This window comes from Lysobacter enzymogenes (genome assembly GCF_900106525.1).
In the GTDB taxonomy this organism is placed as follows: Bacteria; Pseudomonadota; Gammaproteobacteria; order Xanthomonadales; family Xanthomonadaceae; genus Lysobacter; species Lysobacter enzymogenes.
Genome location: NZ_FNOG01000003.1, coordinates 254245 through 274093, shown reverse-complemented (window position 1 = coordinate 274093; position 19849 = coordinate 254245). Strand labels below are relative to the sequence as shown.

The following is a 19849-nucleotide window of genomic DNA, read 5'->3' as shown; positions in this document are numbered from 1 at the left end:
GGGGGTTCCCGAAGCGGAGCCAGAGCGATGACGACCACCCTGCAAGGCCGCCCCACTCCGACCACGCCCGGGCTGAGCTATTGGGCCAGCCACTATCGCGAGGCGGAGTTCTATCGCGAAGGACTGCATTTCAGCGATTACGCGCCGGCGTTCTACGTCGGCATCTCGGTGCAACTGGAACACCCGGACCGCGATTTCGACGATCCCGGGCTGGACCTGCGCGGGCGCTACCAACGCATCCGTCTGGGCTCGGCGTTGAGCTGGGAACAGGCGCAAGGCGCGGCGCGCCAGGCCTGGCAGCGCGCGCGCAGCAACTCGGAAGACGCGCGCCGGCGCATCGCCCAGCGCATGGCGGAGTTGGCGGCGCAGGCTTGAGGCGAGATCGAGAGGTCGCCAGCATCCCGCGGTGCGCGGCACTGCGGGATGTTTGCGTTTGCGGGGATGACGGCTGGGAGCGAAGCGCCGGAATTCATTCGCCGCGAAGACCGCCTATCGTCATGCCTGCGAGGGCAGGCATCCAGGGTTTTATTGCAGCATGACGCTGAAGTCTCTGGATCCCCGCGTTCGCGGGGATGACGGCATGGAGAGGCTCGGCGAAATCCGACTGCCGCGCAACTTACCTATCGTCATGCCCACGAAGGCGGACATCCAGGGCTTCATCGCAGCATGACTCTGAAGTCTCTGGATCCCCGCCTTCGCGGGGATGACGGAATGGAGCGGCGCGGCGAAATCCGACTACCGCGCAACTTACCTGTCGTCATGCCCGCGGAGGCGGGCATCCAGGGCTTCATCGCGGCATGACTCTGAAGTCTCTGGATCCCCGCTTTCGCTGGGATGACGGCATGGAGCGGCGCGGCGAAATGGAGCGGCGCGGCGAAACCTGGCTGCCGCGCACCCCACCTATCGTCATGCTCGCGAAGGCGGGCATCCAGGGCTCCATCGCGACATGACGGTGAAGGCTCTGGATTCCCGCCTTCGCGAGGATGCCGGCCTTGGAGACGCCGCCTCAGCCGGTGAATTCCACCAGCGTGTGATCCTCGCCGGCCAGCGCCTCGTCGATGATCGGCGCGATGATGTTCCAATCGCCCTTGGCCAGGCCCGCGCCGATCAGCGGGTAGCCGATGCGCTTGCCGTGGAATTCGCGCGCGATCGCGCGCATCGCCCGGCCGATGGCGTCGTACTCGGCCAGCACGCCCTCGCCCTGCCAGTGGAACTGGGTGTAGGCGTTGACCACGACGAAGCGGTGGCCGTTCTCTTCCACTTCGGCCTGGCTATACGTGCCGAGCTTGCCGCGGTCGGCGGGCACGGTGCGTTGGTCGGCCGCCCACGCGGCGGGGAAACGTTCGCGGATGCTCAGCGCGATGCCGCGGCCCATGCGGCATTGGCAGTTGCAGCCGTGGACGATGACGTCGAAGCGGCCGTCGGCGGCGAGTTGCAGGAGGTCGCCCTGGATGATGTTCATGGTCGTCCTTGATCGGGGGATGGCGGGGTTGCGGTGCGAGCTTGGGCGATGGCGGTCGCGGCTTGCGCCGCTCCTACAGGAAGCCCATGCGGGTTCTCACAGTTTGAAGCGGCCGCCGTCGACGCGCAGGATTTCGCCGGTGACGTAGGGCGCGTCGCGCAGGTACATCGCCGCATCGACCACGTCCTCGACCGCGCCGATGCGGCCCAGCAGCGTGCGCGCCTTGATCGCGTCCTCCTGCTCGGCGCGCTGGGCCGGGTCGCGCACCGACGGCAGCACCGTGCCCGGCGCCACCGCGTTGACCCGGCACGGCGCCAGCTCCGCGGCCAGCGCACGCACCAGCCCGGCGCCGGCGGCGCGGCTGACCTGATAGGCGGCGTGGCCCGGGAACGAGCGGTCCAGGTAAGTGTCCAGCAGCATCACCACCGAGCGCAGCGGCCGCCGCGCGTGCAGGCGCACCGCCAGCTCCCACGGCGCCAGCAGGTTGACCTGCAACTGGCGGGCGAAACGCTCGCGTTCGTCGGCGCTGGCGCTGCCCGCGCCGGCGTCGGCCGACAGCGCGTTCCAGGCGTGGCCGCGTTCGAACAACGAGGCGCTGAGGATCAGGTGATCGATCGGCTGCGCCGGCAGTTCGGCCAGCGGCTCCTGCATGTCCCAGCACCACGCGTCCACCGGCGCCGGATACGGTTCGGGCACGGCGTCCTCGCGGCGCCGGTGCGCGACCACGCGCTCGCCGCGCGCCAGGCAGGCTTCGGCCAGGGCGCGGCCGATCCGGCGCGAGGCGCCGGTGACCAAGGTCGTCGTCGTCGCGCCCATCAGCCCGTCTCCCGTTGTCCGGCTTCGCTCAATTGCGCGGCGCGTTCGAGCAGATAACGGCGCACGAAGCCGGCGCCGGCGTAGGCATAGAAGCCGTGCGCGTTGTCTTCGCTGCGGAAACCGCGCTGGCGTTGCAGCGCGTCCAGCGCGGCCTGCAACGGCGGCAGCGGCAGTTGGCTCAGGCCGTGGAACAGATAGCCGCGGCCGGGATCGTAGCGCGCCTGCCAGCGCGGGCCGGCGGCGTCGAGCGCGCCGAGCAGGTCGATGTCCAGCGGCACCGGCATGCGCCGGCGCGGATCGCGCTGGCGGCCGAACCCGGCTTCGATGCGCTTGAAGCGGCGCTCCAATGCCTCCGGCGGCGGCGCGTTGCGCCATTCCAGCGCCAGCACCAGGTTCAAGGTGGCCTCGCCGGTGTGCAGGTAGTGGCGGTCGCCGTACAGCCCGGACACCGCCGCCAGCGCAACCTCGGGTTCGGCCAGCAACTGCGCGGACGCTTCGAGCAGATTCTCCGCGCGCGGGCCGTCGCTGGCGCCCAGGCAGATCAGCGCGGTCCAGCTCATGCGCGCAGCGCTCGCGCGGACGGCGGGGTCGAAATGGACATGGCGGCGCTCCCTGGCATTCGGCGGCTCCTGCGCCGCGGGGAACGGCGGCGCGCGATGGGCCATTGTAGCCGGCCGCGCTGGCGGCGCCGTCGTCGCGCGCACCGACACAGTCGGATCGCCGACTGCATCAAGCCACTGGATGCATCAGGCCACCGGATACGGCATGTCGTCGAAACGCTGCGCGTGATAACCCTTGACCCCGACCTCGTGCGCCAGCGCGCTGCGGAAATCCAGCCCGCGCTCCAGGCAATCGAGCACATAGCCGAAGCCGTAGCGCGGCTGCCAGCCCAGGTCGCGGCGCGCGGCGGCGTTGATGTAGACCCGGTCCAGATGCGGGAACAGCTTCCAGCCGCGCGCCGCGTACAGCTCGCGGCAGCGCGGGAACAGGCGCTCCACCACCGCCGCCGCGTCGCGGCTCAGCGCGGGCAGATCCTCGCGCGCGAACGGCGCGGTCGCCGACACGATGTAGCGGCCGAAGCCGAGCGCCGGCGCGCGCGCGATCGCGCACAGATGGGCCTGGGCCACATCGTCGATATCGGCGCGGCGGTACAGCAGTTCGTTGGCCTGGCTGTTGGCGGTGTCGTACTCGCTGCGCCGGGCCGCGTCGTCGTCGTCCTCGGGAAAGAAGCGTGAGGTGCGCAGCACCAGCACCGGCAGCTGGTGGCGGCGGTGGAACAGCTCACACAAGCCTTCGGCGGCGACCTTGCTGGCGCCGTAGATGTTCTTCGGAATCGGCGCCACGCTCTCGTCGATCCAGGTCGCCGGCTCGCCCGGCGCCGGCGTCAGCGCCGCGCCGAACGCGCTGGTGGTGCTGGTGAACACGAACGATTCCACGCCCTGCTCGTGCGCGCACTGCAGCAGATTGAGCGTGCCGGTGATGTTGGTGTCGACGAAATCCTGGTAGCTGTGGGTGGCTACGTGCGGCTTGTGCAGGGTCGCGGCGTGGATCACGCCGCTGGCGCCGCGCAGCGCCTCGACGACGAACTCGCGCTCGGCGATGGAGCCGACGTGATCGGTGAAAGCCGAAGGCTTGATGTCGATGCCGCGCGCCGGGCGGCCTTGCGCGCGCAGCAGCCGCATCAGGCCTTCGCCGAGGTGGCCGGCGCTGCCGGTGACGATGAGCGTCATGCGATGGACTCTTGATCTGGACGGTTCGAACGCCGCCGCGCCGGCGTTGCGGGCAACGTCGGCGCGTGCAATGGCGTAGCGGCTTAGCCTAGCGCCGCACCGGCGCGGCGGCCACCGACAACTGTCACACCGCGCTGCGCGCGAGGCGTTCGCCGCCGTCGGCGGCGATGCGCTCGAAGCCCGAGTCCAGGGCCAGGTACAGGCTCCAGCGATCGCGTTCGCCCGCCGCCGCGGCGGCGTCGATGAAACGCTCTTCCAGTTCGGTCTTGCGCACGCCCTTCCACAGCTTGTCGGCCAGGGCGACGGCCAGCTCTTCCAGCCGGCAGTCCATCGCCGCCCAGCGCGCATGCGACAGGCAGACCCGGGCCAGTTCCGGCGACACGCCGGCCGCGAGCAGCATCGTCTCGCCGGACGGCTCGTGCTCGCCGCCGGGAGCGTTCAACTCGGCCGGGTGGCGGATCTTGCCGGCGTCGTGCAGGACGATGCCGATGCGGACGAAGCGTTCGTCCACAGCGACGGATTGCTCGCGCAGCAGTTCGAGCAGCGCTTCCCCGGCCTCGCCGACCAGTTCGACATGGCGTTGCAGGCGCGCGGGCGCGCCGAGGGAACGGATCAGGTCCAGCGCTTGTGCGGCGTCGGTGGGGTGCATACGCGCCTCGGTGATGGAGAGGCGATAGTGACGCAAAACCCGGGACGGACCGGCCACTGCGGGCGTCGCCTCACCTGCCCCACTGCTGGCGCTCCTGCCGACCGCCGCTGGCGGTTACGAACCGGCGCTGTGCGCGGCCCGCGTGGATTGCCGCGCAACCGGAGCCCGCGAACGGCCGCACGCGGCGCTCAGGGCGAGCGCTTTGGATATCGTTCGAAGGGTCGGAATCAACGACGCGAAGCTTGCCGCCACGCTGGAACTACGAACCGGGCTGCGCGCCTCAGGCTTCGATCCAGGCCCGTTCGCCCTGGCGCCGCACCGGCGGCGGCGGGGCCGGCTGCGAGTCGCGCGCGGCGGCGACGATGGCCTGCGCCAGCTCCTGCGGGTCGCGCAGGCGCGACAGGTCCACGGCCAGGCGGTCGTAACGGCGTGGGTCCTGCGGCTGGCTCATGCGCGTGGCGTCCTCGTGCGGGCGGCCTGGGGCTGCCGGCCATGCTGGGCCCGAGGATGTTGGACGAATGTCGGAACCCGGCGGCGGCCGCTATTCAGCGTGGCGGCGACGGATGACACGGCGGTGACGGCCGCGTCCAGCCCGCAAAACCCCGCCGCGCGGCCCGCGGCAGGTGCGCGCAAGCCCCCGGCCCGGCCCGCCGCCGTCCGTCGCCAACCGGCTGCGCTGTCAAACATAGGTCATACATAGCCCATACGCTGCCCGCGAATAAGGAGGTTCGCGCATGAGGAAATTCCTCGGCCCCGCGTTCGCGGCGGTGTTGTTGGTCGGTGTGATCGCCGGCATCGTGATGTCTTTCAACGGCAAGCGCGCCGACGACCGCGCTGCCGCGGCGGCGCAGAAGCAGCAGGCCGACGCCGCCGCACTGATCACCGTGCGCGTGCTCACCGGCTCGGAAAAGCTCGATTTCCTGCGCGACCCCGAACTCGCCCAGGCCCTGCTCGCCGACCGTATCGTCCTGGACGTGCAGAAAGCCGGCTCGCGCGAAATCGCCACCCGCCCGGACCTCAAGAGCTTCGACGCCGCCTACCCCGCTGGCACCGCCGCGGCGCGCAAGATCGCCGACGCCACCGGCTCGCGCCGCATCTACAACGGCTTCTACACGCCGATGACGGTGGCCAGCTGGAAGCCGCTGCTGCCGACCCTGGAAGCCAACGGCATCGTCGGCAAGCGCGGCGAGGCCTACTTCATCGTCGACATGCGCAAGCTGGTGGCGCTGATGGAAAGCGGCGCGCGCTGGAAGGACTTGCAGCCCAACCCGAACTACGCGGTGAGCAAGTCGGTGCTGATCACCAGCACGGATGTGCGCACCAGCAATTCGGCGGCGATGTACCTGGCCCTGGCCAGCTATCTGGCCAACGGCGACGACGTGGTCGCCAGCGAGAGCGCCGCCGATCAGGTCGCCGACCGGTTGGTGCACCTGTTCTCCAAGCAGGGCTACCAGGAATCCAGTTCCTCGGGGCCGTTCGAAGACTACGTCACCATGAAGATGGGCAAGTCGCCGCTGGTGATGATCTACGAGCAGCAGTTCCTGGAATACGCCTTCAAGCATCCGCGCGTGGATGCGGACATGGTGCTGCTGTACCCGCAGCCGACCGTGCTGACCAAGCACACCATCGTCGCGCTCAACGACAAGGGCGCGCGCTTCGCCGAAGCCTTCGAGCGCAATCCCAAGGTGCGGCAGATCGCCGCGCGCTACGGCCTGCGCGGGCCCGACAACGCGGCGCTGTTCGCCGACGCCGCCAAACGCGGCATCGGCATGCCGCAACAACTGGTCGATGTGGTCGATCCGCCGACCTACGACCTCCTCGAACGCATGATCGGCCGCATCGAATCGCGGCTGGGCCACTGAAGGAACGCCGCCATGAGCACGACGCCGACCCAAGACTCCGCCACGCCCACCACCCTCGTCGAACCCATCGCGCCGCTGACGTTGGAAATGCCCGAGCCGGCCATGACCATCGCTGCGCCCGACCAGGCCGCGGCAATGATTCCGTTCAAGGACGACACCCGGGTCCAGGTGCTCAGCCAGGCCGACCAGTTCATCGCCGATTTGCTGGCGCTGGACCCGCACTCGGAAGACTTCCGCAGCCGCGTCGACAGCGCCTTCCGTCTGGGCCGCAAGGAGATCGGCGACAGCACCTTGCTGACCAACAAGTTCCTCGACCGCAACTTCATCGCCGACGCCGACAGCCCGGCGTTCAAGGTGATGAGCGAGATGCGCATCCTGTTCGAGGACCTCAATCCGTCCAAGGAAGGCGACCTGCTGGCCGCGCACAAGCTGCTCGGGCTGATCCCGTTCGGCAACAAGCTGCGCGCCTACCTGCAGCGCTTCGACTCGGCCGGCGACTCGATCCGCAAGACCATCGACAGCCTCTACGCGGTGCAGGACGAACTGGCGCGCGACGACCAGGCGCTGTACGCGACCATGCAGAAACTGCTGGAGGCGCTGACCCGGCTCAAGGCCGCCGACGTGTTCGCCGAGCAGCTCGACGGCAAGCTCAGCGCGGCGCTGGATTCGCTCAAGGCGTCCGACCCGGCACGGGCCAAGGCGGTGGAGCAGGAAGTGCTGTTCTACGTGCGCCAGGCCAGCGTCGACATCAAGACCCAGATCCTGGTCTGCATCAACGGCTACAAGATGCTCGAAGGCCTGCGCAAGACCGGGCGCGAGCTGCGCAACGGCTGCGACCGCATGGCCACCATCGGCATGTCCAGCCTGTCGATCGCCGCGACCCTGGCGCGCGCGCAGGGCTATCAGTTGCAGGTGATGGATGCGCTCAAGTCGTCCTCGCGCGCGATCGAGGGCCTGATCGCCTCGACCTCGTCCCAGTTCGGCCAGCACGTCGACCGCGTCGCCGAGTTCCAGAGCAATCCGCTGATCGGCGTGCAGACCTTGCAGAACGCCTTCGACACCACCTTCGCCGCGCTCGACCGCATGGACGAGTTCCGCAGCAAGGCGATCGGCGCGATGGGCAGCAACATCGAACAGTTGCGCGGCCTGATCGCCAAGGGCGAGGCGCGCATGAACCGCGAACGCGAGGCGGTGGCGGCGGTGCAGCACAGCATCGCCGCGCCGTCGGGACCGGTTTCGCTCTGACCCGGCCGCCGCTCGCCTCAATGAACCAACGCCGCCCCCATCACCCCGTCATTCCGGCGAAAGCCGGAATCCATTTTGATCTTGCCGTTGCTCCCGCCAGCGCCAACCCGAAAAAGAGCAGCGTCAAAATGTATTCCGGCTTCCGCCGGAATGACGGGAACGGGAGGTTCGAGGGCTCGTGTTCCACCGTTCGATCACCAGCAATAGACCGCCACAGGAAGGCCCACCCATGATCCGATTCCTGCGCAGCGCCCTGCTCGCCTTCGCCGCGCTGCTGCTGGCGTCCTGCGGCGGCGGCAACGGCTCCGCCGGCAGTGGCGCCAGCGACACCGCCCGCGCCGACGACAACACGGCCTTCACCATCCTCGCCGGCTCCGAGCTCAAGGACGTCGACACCCAGCTCGGCGACGAGATCGCCCGCGCCACCGGCGTGCGCCCGCGCTTCGCCTACGCCGGCACGCTCGACGCCATCGACCGCCTCGCCGCGGGCGAGAAGTTCGACGCGGTGTGGGTCAGCCACGGCAAGTACCTGGCGATGAATCTCGCGCTCAAGCAGCTGCTGCTGGCGCAGGAAAAAATCATGCTGTCGCCGGTGGCGCTGGGGGTGAAGGCCTCCAAGGCGCGCGAGCTGGGCTGGGACAAGACCGACCCGACCTGGAAGGACATCGCCGAAGCCTCGCGCGCAGGCCGCTTCAGCTTCGGCATGACCAACCCGGCCTCGAGCAACACCGGCTTCACCGCGCTGATCGGCATCGCCGCCGCGCTGGCCGCCAATCCCGACGCGCTGACCGAAGCCGACGTCGCCAATCCCGCGCTCAAGGCCTTCTTCCAGGGCCAGCGCATGACCGCCGGTTCCTCGGGCTGGCTGGCCGAGGCGTATGCGCGCGAACAGGGCAAGGTCGACGGCCTGATCAATTACGAATCGGTGCTGCTGAGCCTCAACCGCGACGGCCATCTGGGCGAGCCGCTGACCCTGGTGTATCCCAAGGAAGGCATCGTCACCGCCGACTATCCGCTGATGCTGCTGGAAGCCGGCAAGCGCGCGCAGTACGACAAGCTGGTCGGGTTCCTGCGCTCGCCGGCGTTCCAGACCCGCTTGTCCGCCGCGACCCTGCGCCGCCCGGTCAATCCCGAAGCGCAGGCCGCCGCTGCGATCCCGCAGCGCACCTTGATCGAACTGCCCTTCCCCGGCCAGCCGCAGGTGATCGAAAGCCTGCTGCAAGGCTTCCTCGCCGACCTGCGCATTCCGGCCAGCTCGCGCTATGTGCTGGACCTGTCCGGCTCGATGGGCAACGACGGCCGCATCGAAGCGATGAAGGCGGCGATGGACACCCTCGCCGGCGGCCGCGCCGATTCGCTGACCGACCGCTACGCGCGCTTCCAGAACCGCGAGCGCATCGGCGTGCTGACCTTCTCCTCGCGGCCCGGCCGCACCCGCGTGTTCGACATGGGCGCCGACGCCGCCAGCAACGCCGCGGCCCTGTCCGCGATCCGCGCCGAAATCGCGCCGCTGCGTCCCGACGGCGGCACCGCGATCTTCGACAGCGTGCGCCAGGCGCTGACCGAACTGGCCGCGGACAAGCGCGCCGCGCGCGAGCCGCGCTACTACACCGTGGTGCTGATGAGCGACGGCGAGAACACCGAAGGCAGCGACCTGCGCCAGTTCCTGGGCTGGTACGCGACCCAGGACGAGGCGCTGCGCTCGATCCGCGTGTTCCCGATCCTGTTCGGCGACGCCGATCCGGAAGAGATGAAAGGCCTGGCCCAGGCCACCGGCGGCCAGGTCTTCGACGCCAAGAACAAGCCGCTGACCTTGGTGTTCAAGGACATCCGCGGATACCAGTGATGAACCTGCCGGTCGCCCCGCCCACCGCCCCGAGCGCAGGCCAGCGCCTGCGGCTGTATCTCTACAGCAACCGCCACCTCGCCGGTTGCGCGCTCGCGCTGGTCGGGCTGGCGTTGCTGTTCGCCGGGGTGATCGAGCGCGGCTGGCCGCTGATCGTGCTCGGCCTGTACGCAGTCGGCGCACTGGCCTGGCCGCGCGACCGCCTCGGCGCGCGCGTGGCCGAGGCCGAGCTGCCGGCCGAGGCCTTGATCGAACACCTCGACCGATTGATCGGCGAGGTCGCCAAGCGCGTGCCGGCCGAAGCGCTGGCGAGCCTGCGCAGCATCCAGCAGACGCTGGCCGAACTGTTGCCGCGGCTGCGCGAGTTGCGCGGCTCCGGCGCGCTGTCGGCCTCGGCCGCGTTCGCGGTGCAGGAAACCCTGCGCCGCTACCTGCCCGACATGCTCGGCGGCTATCTCAAGCTGCCGCCGGTGTTCGCCCGCACCCAGCCGCTCAAGGACGGCCGCACCGCGGCGCAGACGCTGTCGCAGCAACTGGAGTTGCTCGACCAGTCGCTGCAGCGCATCTCGCGCGAGGCCTTCGCCGGCGACGCCGAATCGCTGCTGCTGAGCGAGCGCTTCCTCAAGGAAAAATTCGACGCCGCCGCAGCGTTCGAGCTGGCCTAGGCGCGGCGATGGCGACCGACCACGACGCGCTGTGGACGATCCGCCAGGCCCTGGCCGCCGAAGGCCGCCTGCCCGGCGGGCGCGCGCTGTCGCCGCGCGCGGCCTCGGGCGCGGCCGGCTCCGAGCGAGTCGCGTCCGAACGCATTCCGCTGGACCAGTCGCAGCTCGACGAAATCGCCTGGCGCATGCTGCGCGCCGGCGTGCAGCCCACGGTCGAAGGCATCCGCGCGATCTACGGCAGCGGCTCGCCCAACCGCCTGCACCCGATGCTGCGGCGCTTCTACGCGGGCCTGGCCACGCGCCTGCAACTGGCGCCGCTGGCCGACGAAGTGCCCGCGCCGCTGCGGCAGTTGTGGCTGCAAGCGCTGGACCTGGCCAGCGACGCGGTGCGCGAGCGCCACGACGCCCAGGCCGAGGCGCTGCGCAAACGGGTGGCCGAACTGGAGCAACGCGAAGCGCTGCTGGAGCGCAAGCTCAAGCGCTTGCGGCGCGTGCGCGCCGACGGCGCAGCGGAGTGAGCGCGGCGCGCGTGCGCAGCTCCGCGCTGCGTTCGCGCTCGACGAAACGCTTACCTCGCTCGCCCGCGCCGCTCACTCGCGCGCCTGCCGCAACGCCATCGGGCCGATGCCGATCACCCGACGCATGCAGCGCGCCATGTGGCTGGCGTCGGCGAAGCCGGTTTCCAGGGCGATCTTGCTGAGCCCCGCCGCGCCGTCGAGCACGCGCTGGCGCGCGCGTTCGACCCGCCGCTCCAGCACGAAACGATGCGGCGGCAGCCCGGTGGCGCGTTTGAACAGCGGCTTGAAGTGCGACACGCTGAAACCGGCGACCGCGGCGAGCTCGGCCAGGCTCAGGTCGGCGTCCAGGTGCGCTTCGATGTAGTCGATCACCCGCCGCAGCCGCCAGGCCGGCAACGCCCGCGCCGCGGCGGCGGGCGCGGCGGCGAAGCGGTGCAGCGCGAGCAGGCGCGCGGCCAGCGCATCGGCCAGCGCGTCGACGAACAAGCGCCCGCTCGGATAGCGGTCGCGATCCTCGGCCTGCATCATCCAGCCGATGCGCTCGATCTGCGCATCGCGCAGGTGCGCGGCCGGCGCCAGTTCGATATGGCCGCCGCCGGAACCCATCGCCTGCGCGGTCCCGTCGATGAGTTCGGGCGTCAGCCGCAGCAGCAGCGACGTCGCCGGCGCCGACATCGTCCAGCGGGTGCTGGCGTTGGCCGGCGACACGCAGTACTGGCCCTGCAGGCGCACGCCGCTGCGTTCGTAACGGCCTTCGCGATAACTGACCGGCACCGGGCCGCCCTGGTGCAGGCACAGCACGTGGCGCGGGTCGAACGGGGTGTCGAACAGCCCCTGCGGCACCGGCACGGTCAGCACGTCCAGATGCGCCGCACCGGCGACGGCGTACTCGCGCGGCGGCGGCAGCGAGGGTTCGGGATAGCACGAGGGACGATCGGCCATGCGCCGATGCTCGGCGCCGCCGGCAACGGCCGGCAGAGGCGAAAGTCATCCGTTCGTACTGACGGCCGGCCGTTCCTGCGCGCGCCGCGGCGGCTCGGACGCGAGGCTGGGCGCCTGTCTCCCAGGCCGCCTTGCAGCGCCGGATCGCCGGACAAGCGCTGCGTTTGCGATGCGACGCCTGGGCTGCGACCTTCCCTCCCCCAACGAGTCCGACCACCGTGCGATCGCTTACCTCCCTCGCCGCCGTTCTGGCCCTGTCGCTGTCCGCCCTCGCCGTCGCAGCGCCGGCGCCCGCGCCCGCGCCCCGGCCGGTCGCCGGCGAACGCCTCGACCACGCCCTGCTGTGGGGCCGCAGCCTCGACCAGATCAGCGCCGCGATGAGCGTCAAGCTCGGCTTCCAGATCGCGCCCGGCCGCGCCCAGGACGGCTTGAGCAACCGCTACGTGCGCCTGGACGACGAGCGCTTCATCGAACTGCTGGCGCTCGGCGGCCACGACGGCGCGCTCGATCCCGGCGCCCAGGCCGATCAGGCCGCGCTGCACGGCGGCGCCGGCGCGCGCACCTTCGGCCTCCACACCGACGCGCTCGACGCCGCGCGCACCGCGCTGCTGGCCCAGGGCCTGAGCGCCACGCCGGTGTTTTCCGCCGCCGCCGACGATCCCGACGGCACCGGCCCCGGCACCGCGCCGCGCTGGAGCCTGTTCGCGCTGGATCCCTCGCCGCTGTCCGGCCGATTGTTCTTCATCCATTACCCGCCGGCGCGCGCCGACATCGCCGCTGATCGCCGCATCGCCCGCGAGCACGCCAACGGAGCGCGCGAGCTGTCGGCGCTGTGGCTGCTATCCGCCGACGCCGACGCCGACCGCGCGCAACTGGCCCGGCTCGGCTACCCGCACGCGGTGCCGGTGCGCCTGGCGCAGATCGGCGCGCGCGGCTACTGCGTCGCGGTCGGCCCGACCCGCCTGCTCGCCCTGCAGCCCGACGGCGACGGCGCCGCGGCCGACGCGCTGCGCCGCGGCGGCGCGCAGATCGCCGGCCTCAGCATCGGCGTCAGCGATCTCGCCCGCGCCCAGCGCCGGGTCGAACGCGGCTACGAGCGCAAGTTGACCCGTTATGCCGGCCTCGCCGGCGCCTCGTTCCTGGCGCCGAGCCAGGACGACCTGGGCCTGTGGGTCGAGTTCCACGAGCGCGGCAAGAGCGCCGGCTGCGCCGGCGCGGGCGGCTGAACCCGGTTGCGCTGTCGCGTGCCGTCGCCGCCCGCGGCGGCGGCACGGCCGCGGCGCTGCGCGCAGGCGGATCGGCTAAACTGGCGCGGTCACCGCATCCTGCCCGGATGGCGAAATCGGTAGACGCAGCGGACTTAAAATCCGCCGGCCTCGCGGCCGTGCCGGTTCGAGTCCGGCTCCGGGCACCACGATCCAGTTCGTCGCGGTTCGTCGAAGTTCGAGACGTAGACACCAAGCCCCTTAAAACGGGGCTTTTTTATTGCCTGGAGTGCGGGGGCGTTCGCCCAGGACCGCTTGCAGCATTGGAGGCATAAGGGGGCGCTGGAGTCCCCGTCCTAGGTCGATGCCCCCATGGCAACGAACAGCGGAAAACTCACTGCAATAGCCATCAAAAAACGCGAAGCATTGCGCTTCATCGGAGTGCTGCCATTCCCAATCGAAGGAACGAAAGGCCGCACTATCAAGACGATTAAGCATGAGGTGGAGACCTCGGGCCAGAAGGCACCTGAGCAGGAAGCTAATATAAAAATCCCAGTTGCCGCCAAAGTCCCGTGGCAAGAGCTCGCAATGAGTGCTGGCGAGTGCGCGGAGCTCTTTGGACTATCTAAGGATCGATTCTTGCGGACGATTGCCTACACCCAGTCTTTCCCGGAGAGGGTCAACCTCAAGCCTGCGGCCTGGAAGGCTGGTGAGGTCATTGATTGGCGCGACGGCAATCGATACCAGAACCGAAAGAAGCGGGGGTAGAAGGCGCAAACTATGGCCGTGACAGAGTAGGCCCCGAGGCATCTGATCAGGTGCGGATCGCACTATCTGTGGGTTTCGGTGGCTAGGCAGTCGGACACGCGCGCGAGCAATTGAGTATCGCCATGAAGGACAATGCTAAGTTCGCTAAAGTCGTAGCTATTCACAAGCAGCCAATTCCGACTGGCCGGAATCAGCAGCAGATAGCATTGCCCCCCTTGGACATGGCGAGCATTCAATTGTTCAAGCTTCGCCAGTTGCTCTAGCTCTTGGAATGCATTGCCCAGACTCCAAAGACTGTCGATGTAAGCGAATGCGTTGTCTGGTTCCGTGCAAAGAGCCCAAGTTGCTAGTTCGCCTTCGGCGACTGTGCGTAGTGCGGCCAGCAGGTTTTCGTAATTGAATGGCGCCGGCTTGATGGCTCCATCCAGGGCCGATAGTAAAAACGACTCTCGTTTAATCGGAGTCGAATAGAGTTGTCTCATGTCTCCGAAGTGCGATGCGCCGCCTGGACCAGTAAAATTGAATCCATCACTGTCAATCAGATGGTTGGTGATCCACAACCTAGTTGTGCGGTCGAGCAGCTCTCGGGGGAGTCGATCAAGAGCTTGTTCACAGAGGCTTTCCAACCCGTTGTACGATCTGCTCAGAGTGGCTGCTGCAATTTCTGCAAGTGGATAATAGGGTTTGCTATCGACGGCCGCCGAATACGCAGCAAACGCCTCGCGGAATGTTTCCAAAAAAACTGACAGACTCAGAACGCCCGATGTGTACCCTCTCAGGGCCGACTCCATGGCGGTGGCGTGTAAAAAAGCAGTTTGAAGCGACTGGGTCATCGTTCGTTCCATTGCATTCTCGCAGAACAATGTAGGTTTGAGTCGGCACACTGTAAAGAAGCGCTGCCGAATTTTCTCGGGGCGATGGCGGCCCTAATGATTGGCCGGCTGGTGCGCGTTTGCATGTTCCTGACTAAGCCGATCTGGCGGCCGCTTGTCGTGTCTGTAGGAAGTTGAGATACCCATGACGCACTACGCCGAAATGATGATCCGAAACGTTCCCTGCGAGCTGGTTACGGATGAATGGATCGATGACATTACTGCGTTGCTGTATGCAGCAACTCGCGGTAAAGGCGGGGCTGTGCTGAACAAGGCTGTGGGACTGCGATCGTCCGCATTCCCACGCGCATCGGTTCGACTCGCGCAGCATCGATGCGCGCATCGCCTCCGCCGCTTCGCGTGCGGCCTTTCGCACGAACGCTAAACAGTCCGACTGTGCGTTCGAGCAGATCGCGAACGCGAGTTGCACAAAGCCGCAGCGACAGCGTGATCGACGCAGCACAACGCGCACGCAGCCAAAATCCGCACACGACGCAGCGAAACTTGCGACCGCATCGCCTGTCGCGCCGTGCGCGGCTGAACTTTCCTAACGCGACGAACGCCGTTGCGCATCGCCAATGTGCGGCCCGCTCCAGTTCGGAAAAAACCCGCGTTCGTTCATGCTGCATCCACTGACATCTCGCGGCACGCTCGCTAGCATCGTTCGCGTAGTCCCTCGCCATGCACGCCACGCATGAGCGCACGCGCAGACCGCGTCTGCCGCATTCCCCCGCACACTGATCCGATACGCCGTGAACACGATTGCCGACGCGAGACCCTGCGCCATGCGCGGAGCCGATCGCGCTGCCTCCAATGCGATCCGCGCGCGCCGCGCGCCGATGCCCTCGCTGCGCGCGTTGCGGCAGGCGGCGTTGCGGCTGCTGATCGCGCTGGCGCTGCTGGCCGAACTGATCGCTTGGCCGACGATGGCGGAGACGAGCCACGCGGCGAACGCGACGGCGCTCGCGGCGCTACACGCCTACGACGGCGACACCGATCCTTCGCCGCCAGCGCCCGCCGACGACGACACGGCGCTGTGCGCCGACTACGCCGATTGCGAACACGGCGTACTGCCGCAGATTCCCGCCTCCAGCGGCCGCCGCGTCTGCGGCGCCGCATTGCCCGAGATCGCCCGCGCCGCGCCGGCGCGGCCGCACGGGCCCGATCCACGCCCGCCCTTGGCCTGAGCCTGCGGGCCTGATCTTTCCGGCCTGATCCCATTCCGGCGCCAACGCGCCGGGCCTGCGCTCGCCTCCACGCCTGCGTCGCGCTCGCTCGTGCACGCACGTCCGTGCGCGCCCGCGAACGCGTGGACTTCCTCGCCCTTCTCACCGTCCGGCCCCTCGCCGGGCGCGGCCCCGTCGCGCCCATCGTCCGCTGCGGCACCGGGCAGCGCGTGCTTCTCCCCCTCCCCACTGCAAGAGAAAACCCCCATGGACCGTCTGATCCAAGGCTTCAACAAGTTCCGCCGCGAAGTGTTCCCGCATCAGCGCGAGGTGTTCCACAAGCTCGCCCAGGGCCAGCAGCCGCACACCATGTTCATCACCTGCGCCGATTCGCGGGTGATGCCCGAGCTGATCCTGTGCGCGCAGCCCGGCGAACTGTTCGTCTACCGCAACGTCGGCAACATCGTGCCGCCCTACGCCCAGCACGTCAGCAGCGTGGTGGCGGCGATCGAATACGCGGTGCGCGTGCTCAAGGTCCGCCACATCGTGATCTGCGGCCATTCCGATTGCGGCGCGATGAAGGCGTTGCAGGAACCCGAACGCATCGCCTCGATGCCGTCGCTGACGGCGTGGCTGCGCCATGCCGACGTCGCCCGCCACGTCGTCGCCGAGAACGGCCCCACCCTGCACGGCGAACTCGGCCTGCGCTGTCTGACCGAGGAGAACGTGGTCGGCCAGCTCGAACACCTGCGCACGTTGCCGGCAGTGGCCGCGGCCATCGCCAACGGCAGCCTGGCCATCCACGGCTGGATCTACGACATCGCCCACGCCGATCTGCGCGCGTTCGATCCGGCCCGCGGCCGCTTCGTCGCCGTGCCGCCCGGCGGCGAGTCCGTGCCCGACGCCACGCCGCTGGCGCGCTTCGCCGCGACCGGCACCGACGCATGAGGGCCCGGCCATGTTGACCTCGTATTTCTCGCAAGGCCTGTTCGGCCGCGACCTGCTCGGTTCGCTGGTGGTGTTCCTGGTCGCGCTGCCACTGTGCATGGGCATCGCCATCGCCTCGGACATGCCGCCGGCGGCGGGCCTGATCACCGGCATCGTCGGCGGCGTCGTGGTCGGCGCCATCGCCGGTTCGCCGTTGCAAGTCAGCGGCCCGGCCGCGGGCCTGGCGGTGCTGGTGTTCGAACTGGTGCGCGAACACGGCGCCGCCGCGCTGGGGCCGGTGATCCTGCTGGCCGGCGCGATCCAGTTGCTCGCCGGCCTGTGCCGCGCCGGCGTGTGGTTTCGCATGACCTCGCCGGCGGTGGTGGCGGGCATGCTCTCGGGCATCGGCATTCTCATCGTCGCCTCGCAGTTGCACGTGCTGATCGACGCGGTGCCCAAGGCGCGCGGGCTGGAGAACTTCGCCGCGTTCCCGGCCGCGCTCGGCGCCGCGCTGGCCGGCAGCGGCGGCGCCAGCGCCGGCGCGATGGCGGTCGGCATCGCCACCATCGCCGTGCTGTTGCTGTGGGACAAGCTGCGTCCGGCGCGGTTGCGCTTCCTGCCCGGCGCCTTGCTGGCAGTGGTTGCGTTGACCGCGCTGAGCCAGTGGCTGGCGCTGGACGTCAAACGCGTGGAGATGCCGTCGAACCTGCTCGCGGCGATCTCGCTGCCCAGCGCCGACAGCCTGTCGCGTCTGGCCGAGCCGGCGATGCTCGCCACCGCCTTCACCTTCGCCCTGATCGCCAGCGCCGAAACGCTGCTGTCGGCGGCGGCGGTGGACCGCATGCACGACGGGCCGCGCACCCAGTACGACCGCGAGCTCGGCGCGCAAGGCGTGGGCAATATGATCTGCGGCGCGCTCGGCGCCTTGCCGATGACCGGGGTGATCGTGCGCAGCGCGACCAATGTGCAGGCCGGTTCGGCCACGCGCATGGCCACGATCTTCCACGGCCTGCTGATCCTGCTGTTCGCCGCGCTGTTGCCGTGGCTGGTGCGGATGACGCCGGTGGCCTGTCTGGCCGGCATCCTGGTCTATACCGGCGCGAAGATGGTCAATCTGCGGCAAGCGCGCAGTTTCGCCGCGTTCGGCAAGGGCTGGGCCTTCATCTACCTAGCCACGGTCGCGGCGATCGTCGCCACCGACTTGCTGATCGGCGTACTGATCGGCTTCGCCCTGTCGCTGCTGCGGCTGGCGCTGCAGGCCTCGCGCCTGCAAGTGCGGCTGGACCACGACGCCGACGGCCGCGCCTCGCTACGCCTGGAAGGCTCGGCCACCTTCCTCAAGGTGCCGGCGATGGCGCGCGCGCTGGAGCGGGTGCCGCCGAACACGCGCGTGGAGCTGCAGCACGAGCGTTTGCACCATCTCGACCAGGCCTGCCTGGAGCTGTTGCGCGACTGGGGCCGCAACGCCGGCGCGCGCGGCTGCGAGCTGGCGGTGGATTGGCAGGCGTTGCAGCGCCGGGTCGAAGGGGCGCGATTGCGCGGGTGATGCGGGTGATGCGGGTGTCGCGGGCGTCGTCGCAGGTGCGTAGGCGAGCCGCATTTCGCTTCGATGGCGCGGGGTGTCCAGGGCTTCAGCGCGGCATGGCGCTGAAGTCTCTGGATCCCCGCGTTCGCGGGGATGACGGATTGAAGCGGCGCGGCGAAACCCGCTTGCCGCGTAACCCACCTATCGTCATGCCTGCGAAGGCGGGCATCCAGGGCTTCACCGCGACACGGCTCTGAAGTCTCTGGATCCCCGCGTTCGCGGGGATGACGACTTGAGAGAGATGCTGCGAACTGAAAGGAGATACCGCGCCCCTGAGGCCGACACCGCGCAGCCCACCTACCGTCATGCCCGCGAACGCGGGCATCCAGGGCTTCATCGCGACGATGCTGCGAAGTCCCTACCCTCGGTCAACGCAGTCAGGACGGCCGGCGCAACCCCTGCGCCCTCACCAATCCCGCGGCGCGATCAATTCCTCGACATCCGCCGTATCGAAACCGTAAGCCTTGGCCACCGCCTCGAAATCCGCACCGATGTTCTCGCGCGCCGCGGCTCGATCTCGCTGTCGTGCTCGTAGAACTCCTCGGCCAGCCGATTGAATTCCTCGGTCGCGGCGTGGCTCAACACGTACAGCGCGTCCAGCGATTGCGGCCGATCGGCCTCGATGGCTTCGCACAGCCGGATCAGGATCTGCCGCCCCTTCTCCACCAGATGCGGCGGAAAATACGCGTCGCGCTGCATTTCGGCGAGAAAGTCGTACTGCTGCAATTGCGGATTGGTCAGGCTCATGCGGCGATCCATGCGTGGGGGCGATGCGCCGATGCTAGCGCACCGCCATCGCACGAAGCGCGCACGGCACCGACGTTGCCGGCGCAAGCGGATTTGCACTCCGCTGCAAAACCACTCCATCGCCCGGCCCGAGCCTTCGGTTGCGCACGCGCAAAGAAAAAGCGGCCGGCTCGCGCCGACCGCTTCGTCTGCAACATCTGCGCCGCCATCGCGTCGCATCGGTTTGGAGCGGGAAACGAGACTCGAACTCGCGACATCTACCTTGGCAAGGTAGTGCTCTACCAACTGAGCTATTCCCGCTGATTTTTCGCTTCCGCCGCAGCCGGACGAAGGCCGGGCCGGGGAAAGAAAAGGCGTCCGGCTCGGCCGGGCGCCTTGGGTGCCGCTGATGCGCCGCCATCGCGTCGCATCGATTTGGAGCGGGAAACGAGACTCGAACTCGCGACATCTACCTTGGCAAGGTAGTGCTCTACCAACTGAGCTATTCCCGCTGATTTTTTCAACCCTGGCGATGCCGCTGCCAGCGTTGCGAATTTGGAGGCCGAGGTCGGAATTGAACCGGCGTACGCGGATTTGCAGTCCGCTGCATAACCACTCTGCCACCCGGCCGGTGACGTCGACACATGTTGCCTTAACACTACGACGGCTGGCAATCCCGAATCGTACTGGATCGCAACCCTCGTCTAAAAAAACAAACCCCCGCGAGGGGGTTTGATTTCAAGACATTCGCATTACCGAGCGTCTTTGAATCTGGAGCGGGAAACGAGACTCGAACTCGCGACATCTACCTTGGCAAGGTAGTGCTCTACCAACTGAGCTATTCCCGCGGAGGAAGCGATATTTT

At 68.6% G+C, this 19849-nt stretch carries 20 protein-coding genes, 5 tRNA genes and 1 pseudogene; 13 read left to right on the top strand and 13 right to left on the bottom strand.

Annotated elements, in window-relative coordinates:
• Positions 1–27 precede the first annotated feature (27 nt).
• Both BLU84_RS08875 and BLU84_RS27105 read left to right on the top strand, forming a co-directional pair.
• Positions 28–375 carry a hypothetical protein gene (locus BLU84_RS08875; RefSeq protein WP_074865383.1) on the top strand — a complete coding sequence of 116 codons (348 nt, stop codon included), beginning with the start codon at positions 28–30 and terminating at the stop codon, positions 373–375.
• A 422-nt stretch (positions 376–797) separates the two neighbouring features.
• A complete protein-coding gene (locus tag BLU84_RS27105) occupies positions 798–950 on the top strand; it encodes a hypothetical protein (protein WP_170849126.1) in 153 nt (50 codons plus the stop codon).
• A gap of 56 nt (positions 951–1006) precedes the next feature.
• On the opposite strand, the gene BLU84_RS08870 is transcribed toward BLU84_RS27105, so the two are convergent.
• The 6 genes from BLU84_RS08870 to BLU84_RS27100 all read right to left on the bottom strand — a co-directional run bounded on the left by BLU84_RS08870 (position 1007) and on the right by BLU84_RS27100 (position 5108).
• Complete coding sequence (locus BLU84_RS08870) at positions 1007–1462, bottom strand: macro domain-containing protein (protein ID WP_074865380.1); 456 nt, start codon at positions 1460–1462, stop codon at positions 1007–1009.
• Positions 1463–1558: 96 nt separating this feature from the next.
• Positions 1559–2278 carry an SDR family oxidoreductase gene (locus tag BLU84_RS08865; RefSeq protein WP_074865377.1) on the bottom strand — a complete coding sequence of 240 codons (720 nt, stop codon included), beginning with the start codon at positions 2276–2278 and terminating at the stop codon, positions 1559–1561.
• Positions 2278–2838: a 2-amino-4-hydroxy-6-hydroxymethyldihydropteridine diphosphokinase gene (locus BLU84_RS08860; RefSeq protein ID WP_074865374.1), complete on the bottom strand. Its 561-nt coding sequence runs from the start codon at positions 2836–2838 to the stop codon at positions 2278–2280. Before BLU84_RS08860 ends, BLU84_RS08865 begins: the two co-directional genes overlap by 1 nt.
• A gap of 186 nt (positions 2839–3024) precedes the next feature.
• Complete coding sequence (locus tag BLU84_RS08855; protein ID WP_074865371.1) at positions 3025–4008, bottom strand: NAD-dependent epimerase/dehydratase family protein; 984 nt, start codon at positions 4006–4008, stop codon at positions 3025–3027.
• Between the two features lie 124 nt (positions 4009–4132).
• Positions 4133–4657, bottom strand: coding sequence for an HD domain-containing protein (locus tag BLU84_RS08850; protein WP_074865369.1), 525 nt, complete (start codon positions 4655–4657; stop codon positions 4133–4135).
• A gap of 280 nt (positions 4658–4937) precedes the next feature.
• Positions 4938–5108, bottom strand: a complete 171-nt coding sequence (locus BLU84_RS27100) for a hypothetical protein (protein WP_170849125.1) — start codon at positions 5106–5108, stop codon at positions 4938–4940.
• Positions 5109–5391: 283 nt separating this feature from the next.
• Here BLU84_RS27100 and BLU84_RS08845 point away from each other — a divergent pair, with 283 nt between their 5' ends.
• From BLU84_RS08845 to BLU84_RS08825, 5 genes are all read left to right on the top strand, one after another.
• Positions 5392–6519, top strand: a complete 1128-nt coding sequence (locus BLU84_RS08845) for a hypothetical protein (protein WP_074865364.1) — start codon at positions 5392–5394, stop codon at positions 6517–6519.
• 12 nt (positions 6520–6531) lie between these two features.
• A complete protein-coding gene (locus BLU84_RS08840) occupies positions 6532–7764 on the top strand; it encodes a toxic anion resistance protein (protein WP_083382445.1) in 1233 nt (410 codons plus the stop codon).
• A gap of 229 nt (positions 7765–7993) precedes the next feature.
• The gene (locus BLU84_RS08835; protein WP_074865361.1) at positions 7994–9610 is read left to right on the top strand and encodes a vWA domain-containing protein; all 1617 of its coding nucleotides are present in this window, start codon (positions 7994–7996) and stop codon (positions 9608–9610) included.
• A complete protein-coding gene (locus BLU84_RS08830; protein WP_074865358.1) occupies positions 9610–10275 on the top strand; it encodes a hypothetical protein in 666 nt (221 codons plus the stop codon). The genes BLU84_RS08835 and BLU84_RS08830 overlap by 1 nt, the downstream gene beginning before the upstream one ends.
• An 8-nt stretch (positions 10276–10283) precedes the next feature.
• Positions 10284–10793, top strand: a complete 510-nt coding sequence (locus tag BLU84_RS08825; protein WP_074865354.1) for a DNA-binding protein — start codon at positions 10284–10286, stop codon at positions 10791–10793.
• Between the two features lie 72 nt (positions 10794–10865).
• On the opposite strand, the gene BLU84_RS08820 is transcribed toward BLU84_RS08825, so the two are convergent.
• Positions 10866–11735: a helix-turn-helix domain-containing protein gene (locus tag BLU84_RS08820; RefSeq protein WP_074865350.1), complete on the bottom strand. Its 870-nt coding sequence runs from the start codon at positions 11733–11735 to the stop codon at positions 10866–10868.
• Between the two features lie 218 nt (positions 11736–11953).
• Between BLU84_RS08820 and BLU84_RS08815 the strand changes: the two genes are divergently transcribed.
• The 3 genes from BLU84_RS08815 (at position 11954) to BLU84_RS26295 (ending at position 13708) form a co-directional block, all read left to right on the top strand.
• Positions 11954–12961 (top strand): VOC family protein, encoded by a 1008-nt coding sequence (locus tag BLU84_RS08815; protein ID WP_074865347.1) that lies wholly within the window; start codon positions 11954–11956, stop codon positions 12959–12961.
• 101 nt (positions 12962–13062) lie between these two features.
• Positions 13063–13149 (top strand) — tRNA-Leu (locus BLU84_RS08810).
• A gap of 163 nt (positions 13150–13312) precedes the next feature.
• Positions 13313–13708 carry a hypothetical protein gene (locus BLU84_RS26295; protein WP_139174840.1) on the top strand — a complete coding sequence of 132 codons (396 nt, stop codon included), beginning with the start codon at positions 13313–13315 and terminating at the stop codon, positions 13706–13708.
• A gap of 62 nt (positions 13709–13770) precedes the next feature.
• Here the strand turns inward: BLU84_RS26295 and BLU84_RS26290 are convergent, their stop codons facing one another.
• The gene (locus tag BLU84_RS26290; protein ID WP_139174838.1) at positions 13771–14541 is read right to left on the bottom strand and encodes a hypothetical protein; all 771 of its coding nucleotides are present in this window, start codon (positions 14539–14541) and stop codon (positions 13771–13773) included.
• An 824-nt stretch (positions 14542–15365) separates the two neighbouring features.
• On the opposite strand from BLU84_RS26290, the gene BLU84_RS08805 reads away from it, so the two are divergent.
• The 3 genes from BLU84_RS08805 to BLU84_RS08795 all read left to right on the top strand — a co-directional run bounded on the left by BLU84_RS08805 (position 15366) and on the right by BLU84_RS08795 (position 18219).
• Positions 15366–15767 (top strand): hypothetical protein, encoded by a 402-nt coding sequence (locus BLU84_RS08805; protein WP_074865344.1) that lies wholly within the window; start codon positions 15366–15368, stop codon positions 15765–15767.
• 246 nt (positions 15768–16013) lie between these two features.
• Positions 16014–16694 carry a carbonic anhydrase gene (locus BLU84_RS08800; protein ID WP_074865341.1) on the top strand — a complete coding sequence of 227 codons (681 nt, stop codon included), beginning with the start codon at positions 16014–16016 and terminating at the stop codon, positions 16692–16694.
• Between the two features lie 10 nt (positions 16695–16704).
• On the top strand, positions 16705–18219 hold the full coding sequence (locus tag BLU84_RS08795) for a SulP family inorganic anion transporter (protein ID WP_074865338.1): 1515 nt from the start codon (positions 16705–16707) through the stop codon (positions 18217–18219).
• Positions 18220–18664: 445 nt separating this feature from the next.
• Here BLU84_RS08795 and BLU84_RS08790 read toward each other — a convergent pair.
• From BLU84_RS08790 to BLU84_RS08770, 5 genes and pseudogenes are all read right to left on the bottom strand, one after another.
• Positions 18665–18957: pseudogene (locus BLU84_RS08790) on the bottom strand (DUF5713 family protein).
• 272 nt (positions 18958–19229) lie between these two features.
• Positions 19230–19305, bottom strand: a tRNA-Gly gene (locus BLU84_RS08785).
• 115 nt (positions 19306–19420) lie between these two features.
• A tRNA-Gly gene (locus BLU84_RS08780) sits at positions 19421–19496 on the bottom strand.
• Between the two features lie 44 nt (positions 19497–19540).
• A tRNA-Cys gene (locus tag BLU84_RS08775) sits at positions 19541–19614 on the bottom strand.
• A gap of 142 nt (positions 19615–19756) precedes the next feature.
• Positions 19757–19832 (bottom strand) — tRNA-Gly (locus BLU84_RS08770).
• Positions 19833–19849: the final 17 nt, after the last annotated feature.

What these genes read in the sequence shown, in the direction of transcription:
- BLU84_RS08875 (WP_074865383.1), top strand. Translation starts at nt 28, where the DNA reads ATGACGACCACCCTGCAAGGCCGCCCCACTCCGACCACGCCCGGGCTG.
- BLU84_RS27105 (WP_170849126.1), top strand. Translation starts at nt 798, where the DNA reads ATGACTCTGAAGTCTCTGGATCCCCGCTTTCGCTGGGATGACGGCATG.
- BLU84_RS08870 (WP_074865380.1), bottom strand. Translation starts at nt 1,462, where the DNA reads ATGAACATCATCCAGGGCGACCTCCTGCAACTCGCCGCCGACGGCCGC.
- BLU84_RS08865 (WP_074865377.1), bottom strand. Translation starts at nt 2,278, where the DNA reads ATGGGCGCGACGACGACGACCTTGGTCACCGGCGCCTCGCGCCGGATC.
- BLU84_RS08860 (WP_074865374.1), bottom strand. Translation starts at nt 2,838, where the DNA reads ATGAGCTGGACCGCGCTGATCTGCCTGGGCGCCAGCGACGGCCCGCGC.
- BLU84_RS08855 (WP_074865371.1), bottom strand. Translation starts at nt 4,008, where the DNA reads ATGACGCTCATCGTCACCGGCAGCGCCGGCCACCTCGGCGAAGGCCTG.
- BLU84_RS08850 (WP_074865369.1), bottom strand. Translation starts at nt 4,657, where the DNA reads ATGCACCCCACCGACGCCGCACAAGCGCTGGACCTGATCCGTTCCCTC.
- BLU84_RS27100 (WP_170849125.1), bottom strand. Translation starts at nt 5,108, where the DNA reads ATGAGCCAGCCGCAGGACCCACGCCGTTACGACCGCCTGGCCGTGGAC.
- BLU84_RS08845 (WP_074865364.1), top strand. Translation starts at nt 5,392, where the DNA reads ATGAGGAAATTCCTCGGCCCCGCGTTCGCGGCGGTGTTGTTGGTCGGT.
- BLU84_RS08840 (WP_083382445.1), top strand. Translation starts at nt 6,532, where the DNA reads ATGAGCACGACGCCGACCCAAGACTCCGCCACGCCCACCACCCTCGTC.
- BLU84_RS08835 (WP_074865361.1), top strand. Translation starts at nt 7,994, where the DNA reads ATGATCCGATTCCTGCGCAGCGCCCTGCTCGCCTTCGCCGCGCTGCTG.
- BLU84_RS08830 (WP_074865358.1), top strand. Translation starts at nt 9,610, where the DNA reads ATGAACCTGCCGGTCGCCCCGCCCACCGCCCCGAGCGCAGGCCAGCGC.
- BLU84_RS08825 (WP_074865354.1), top strand. Translation starts at nt 10,284, where the DNA reads ATGGCGACCGACCACGACGCGCTGTGGACGATCCGCCAGGCCCTGGCC.
- BLU84_RS08820 (WP_074865350.1), bottom strand. Translation starts at nt 11,735, where the DNA reads ATGGCCGATCGTCCCTCGTGCTATCCCGAACCCTCGCTGCCGCCGCCG.
- BLU84_RS26295 (WP_139174840.1), top strand. Translation starts at nt 13,313, where the DNA reads ATGGCAACGAACAGCGGAAAACTCACTGCAATAGCCATCAAAAAACGC.
- BLU84_RS26290 (WP_139174838.1), bottom strand. Translation starts at nt 14,541, where the DNA reads ATGACCCAGTCGCTTCAAACTGCTTTTTTACACGCCACCGCCATGGAG.
- BLU84_RS08805 (WP_074865344.1), top strand. Translation starts at nt 15,366, where the DNA reads ATGCGCGGAGCCGATCGCGCTGCCTCCAATGCGATCCGCGCGCGCCGC.
- BLU84_RS08800 (WP_074865341.1), top strand. Translation starts at nt 16,014, where the DNA reads ATGGACCGTCTGATCCAAGGCTTCAACAAGTTCCGCCGCGAAGTGTTC.
- BLU84_RS08795 (WP_074865338.1), top strand. Translation starts at nt 16,705, where the DNA reads ATGTTGACCTCGTATTTCTCGCAAGGCCTGTTCGGCCGCGACCTGCTC.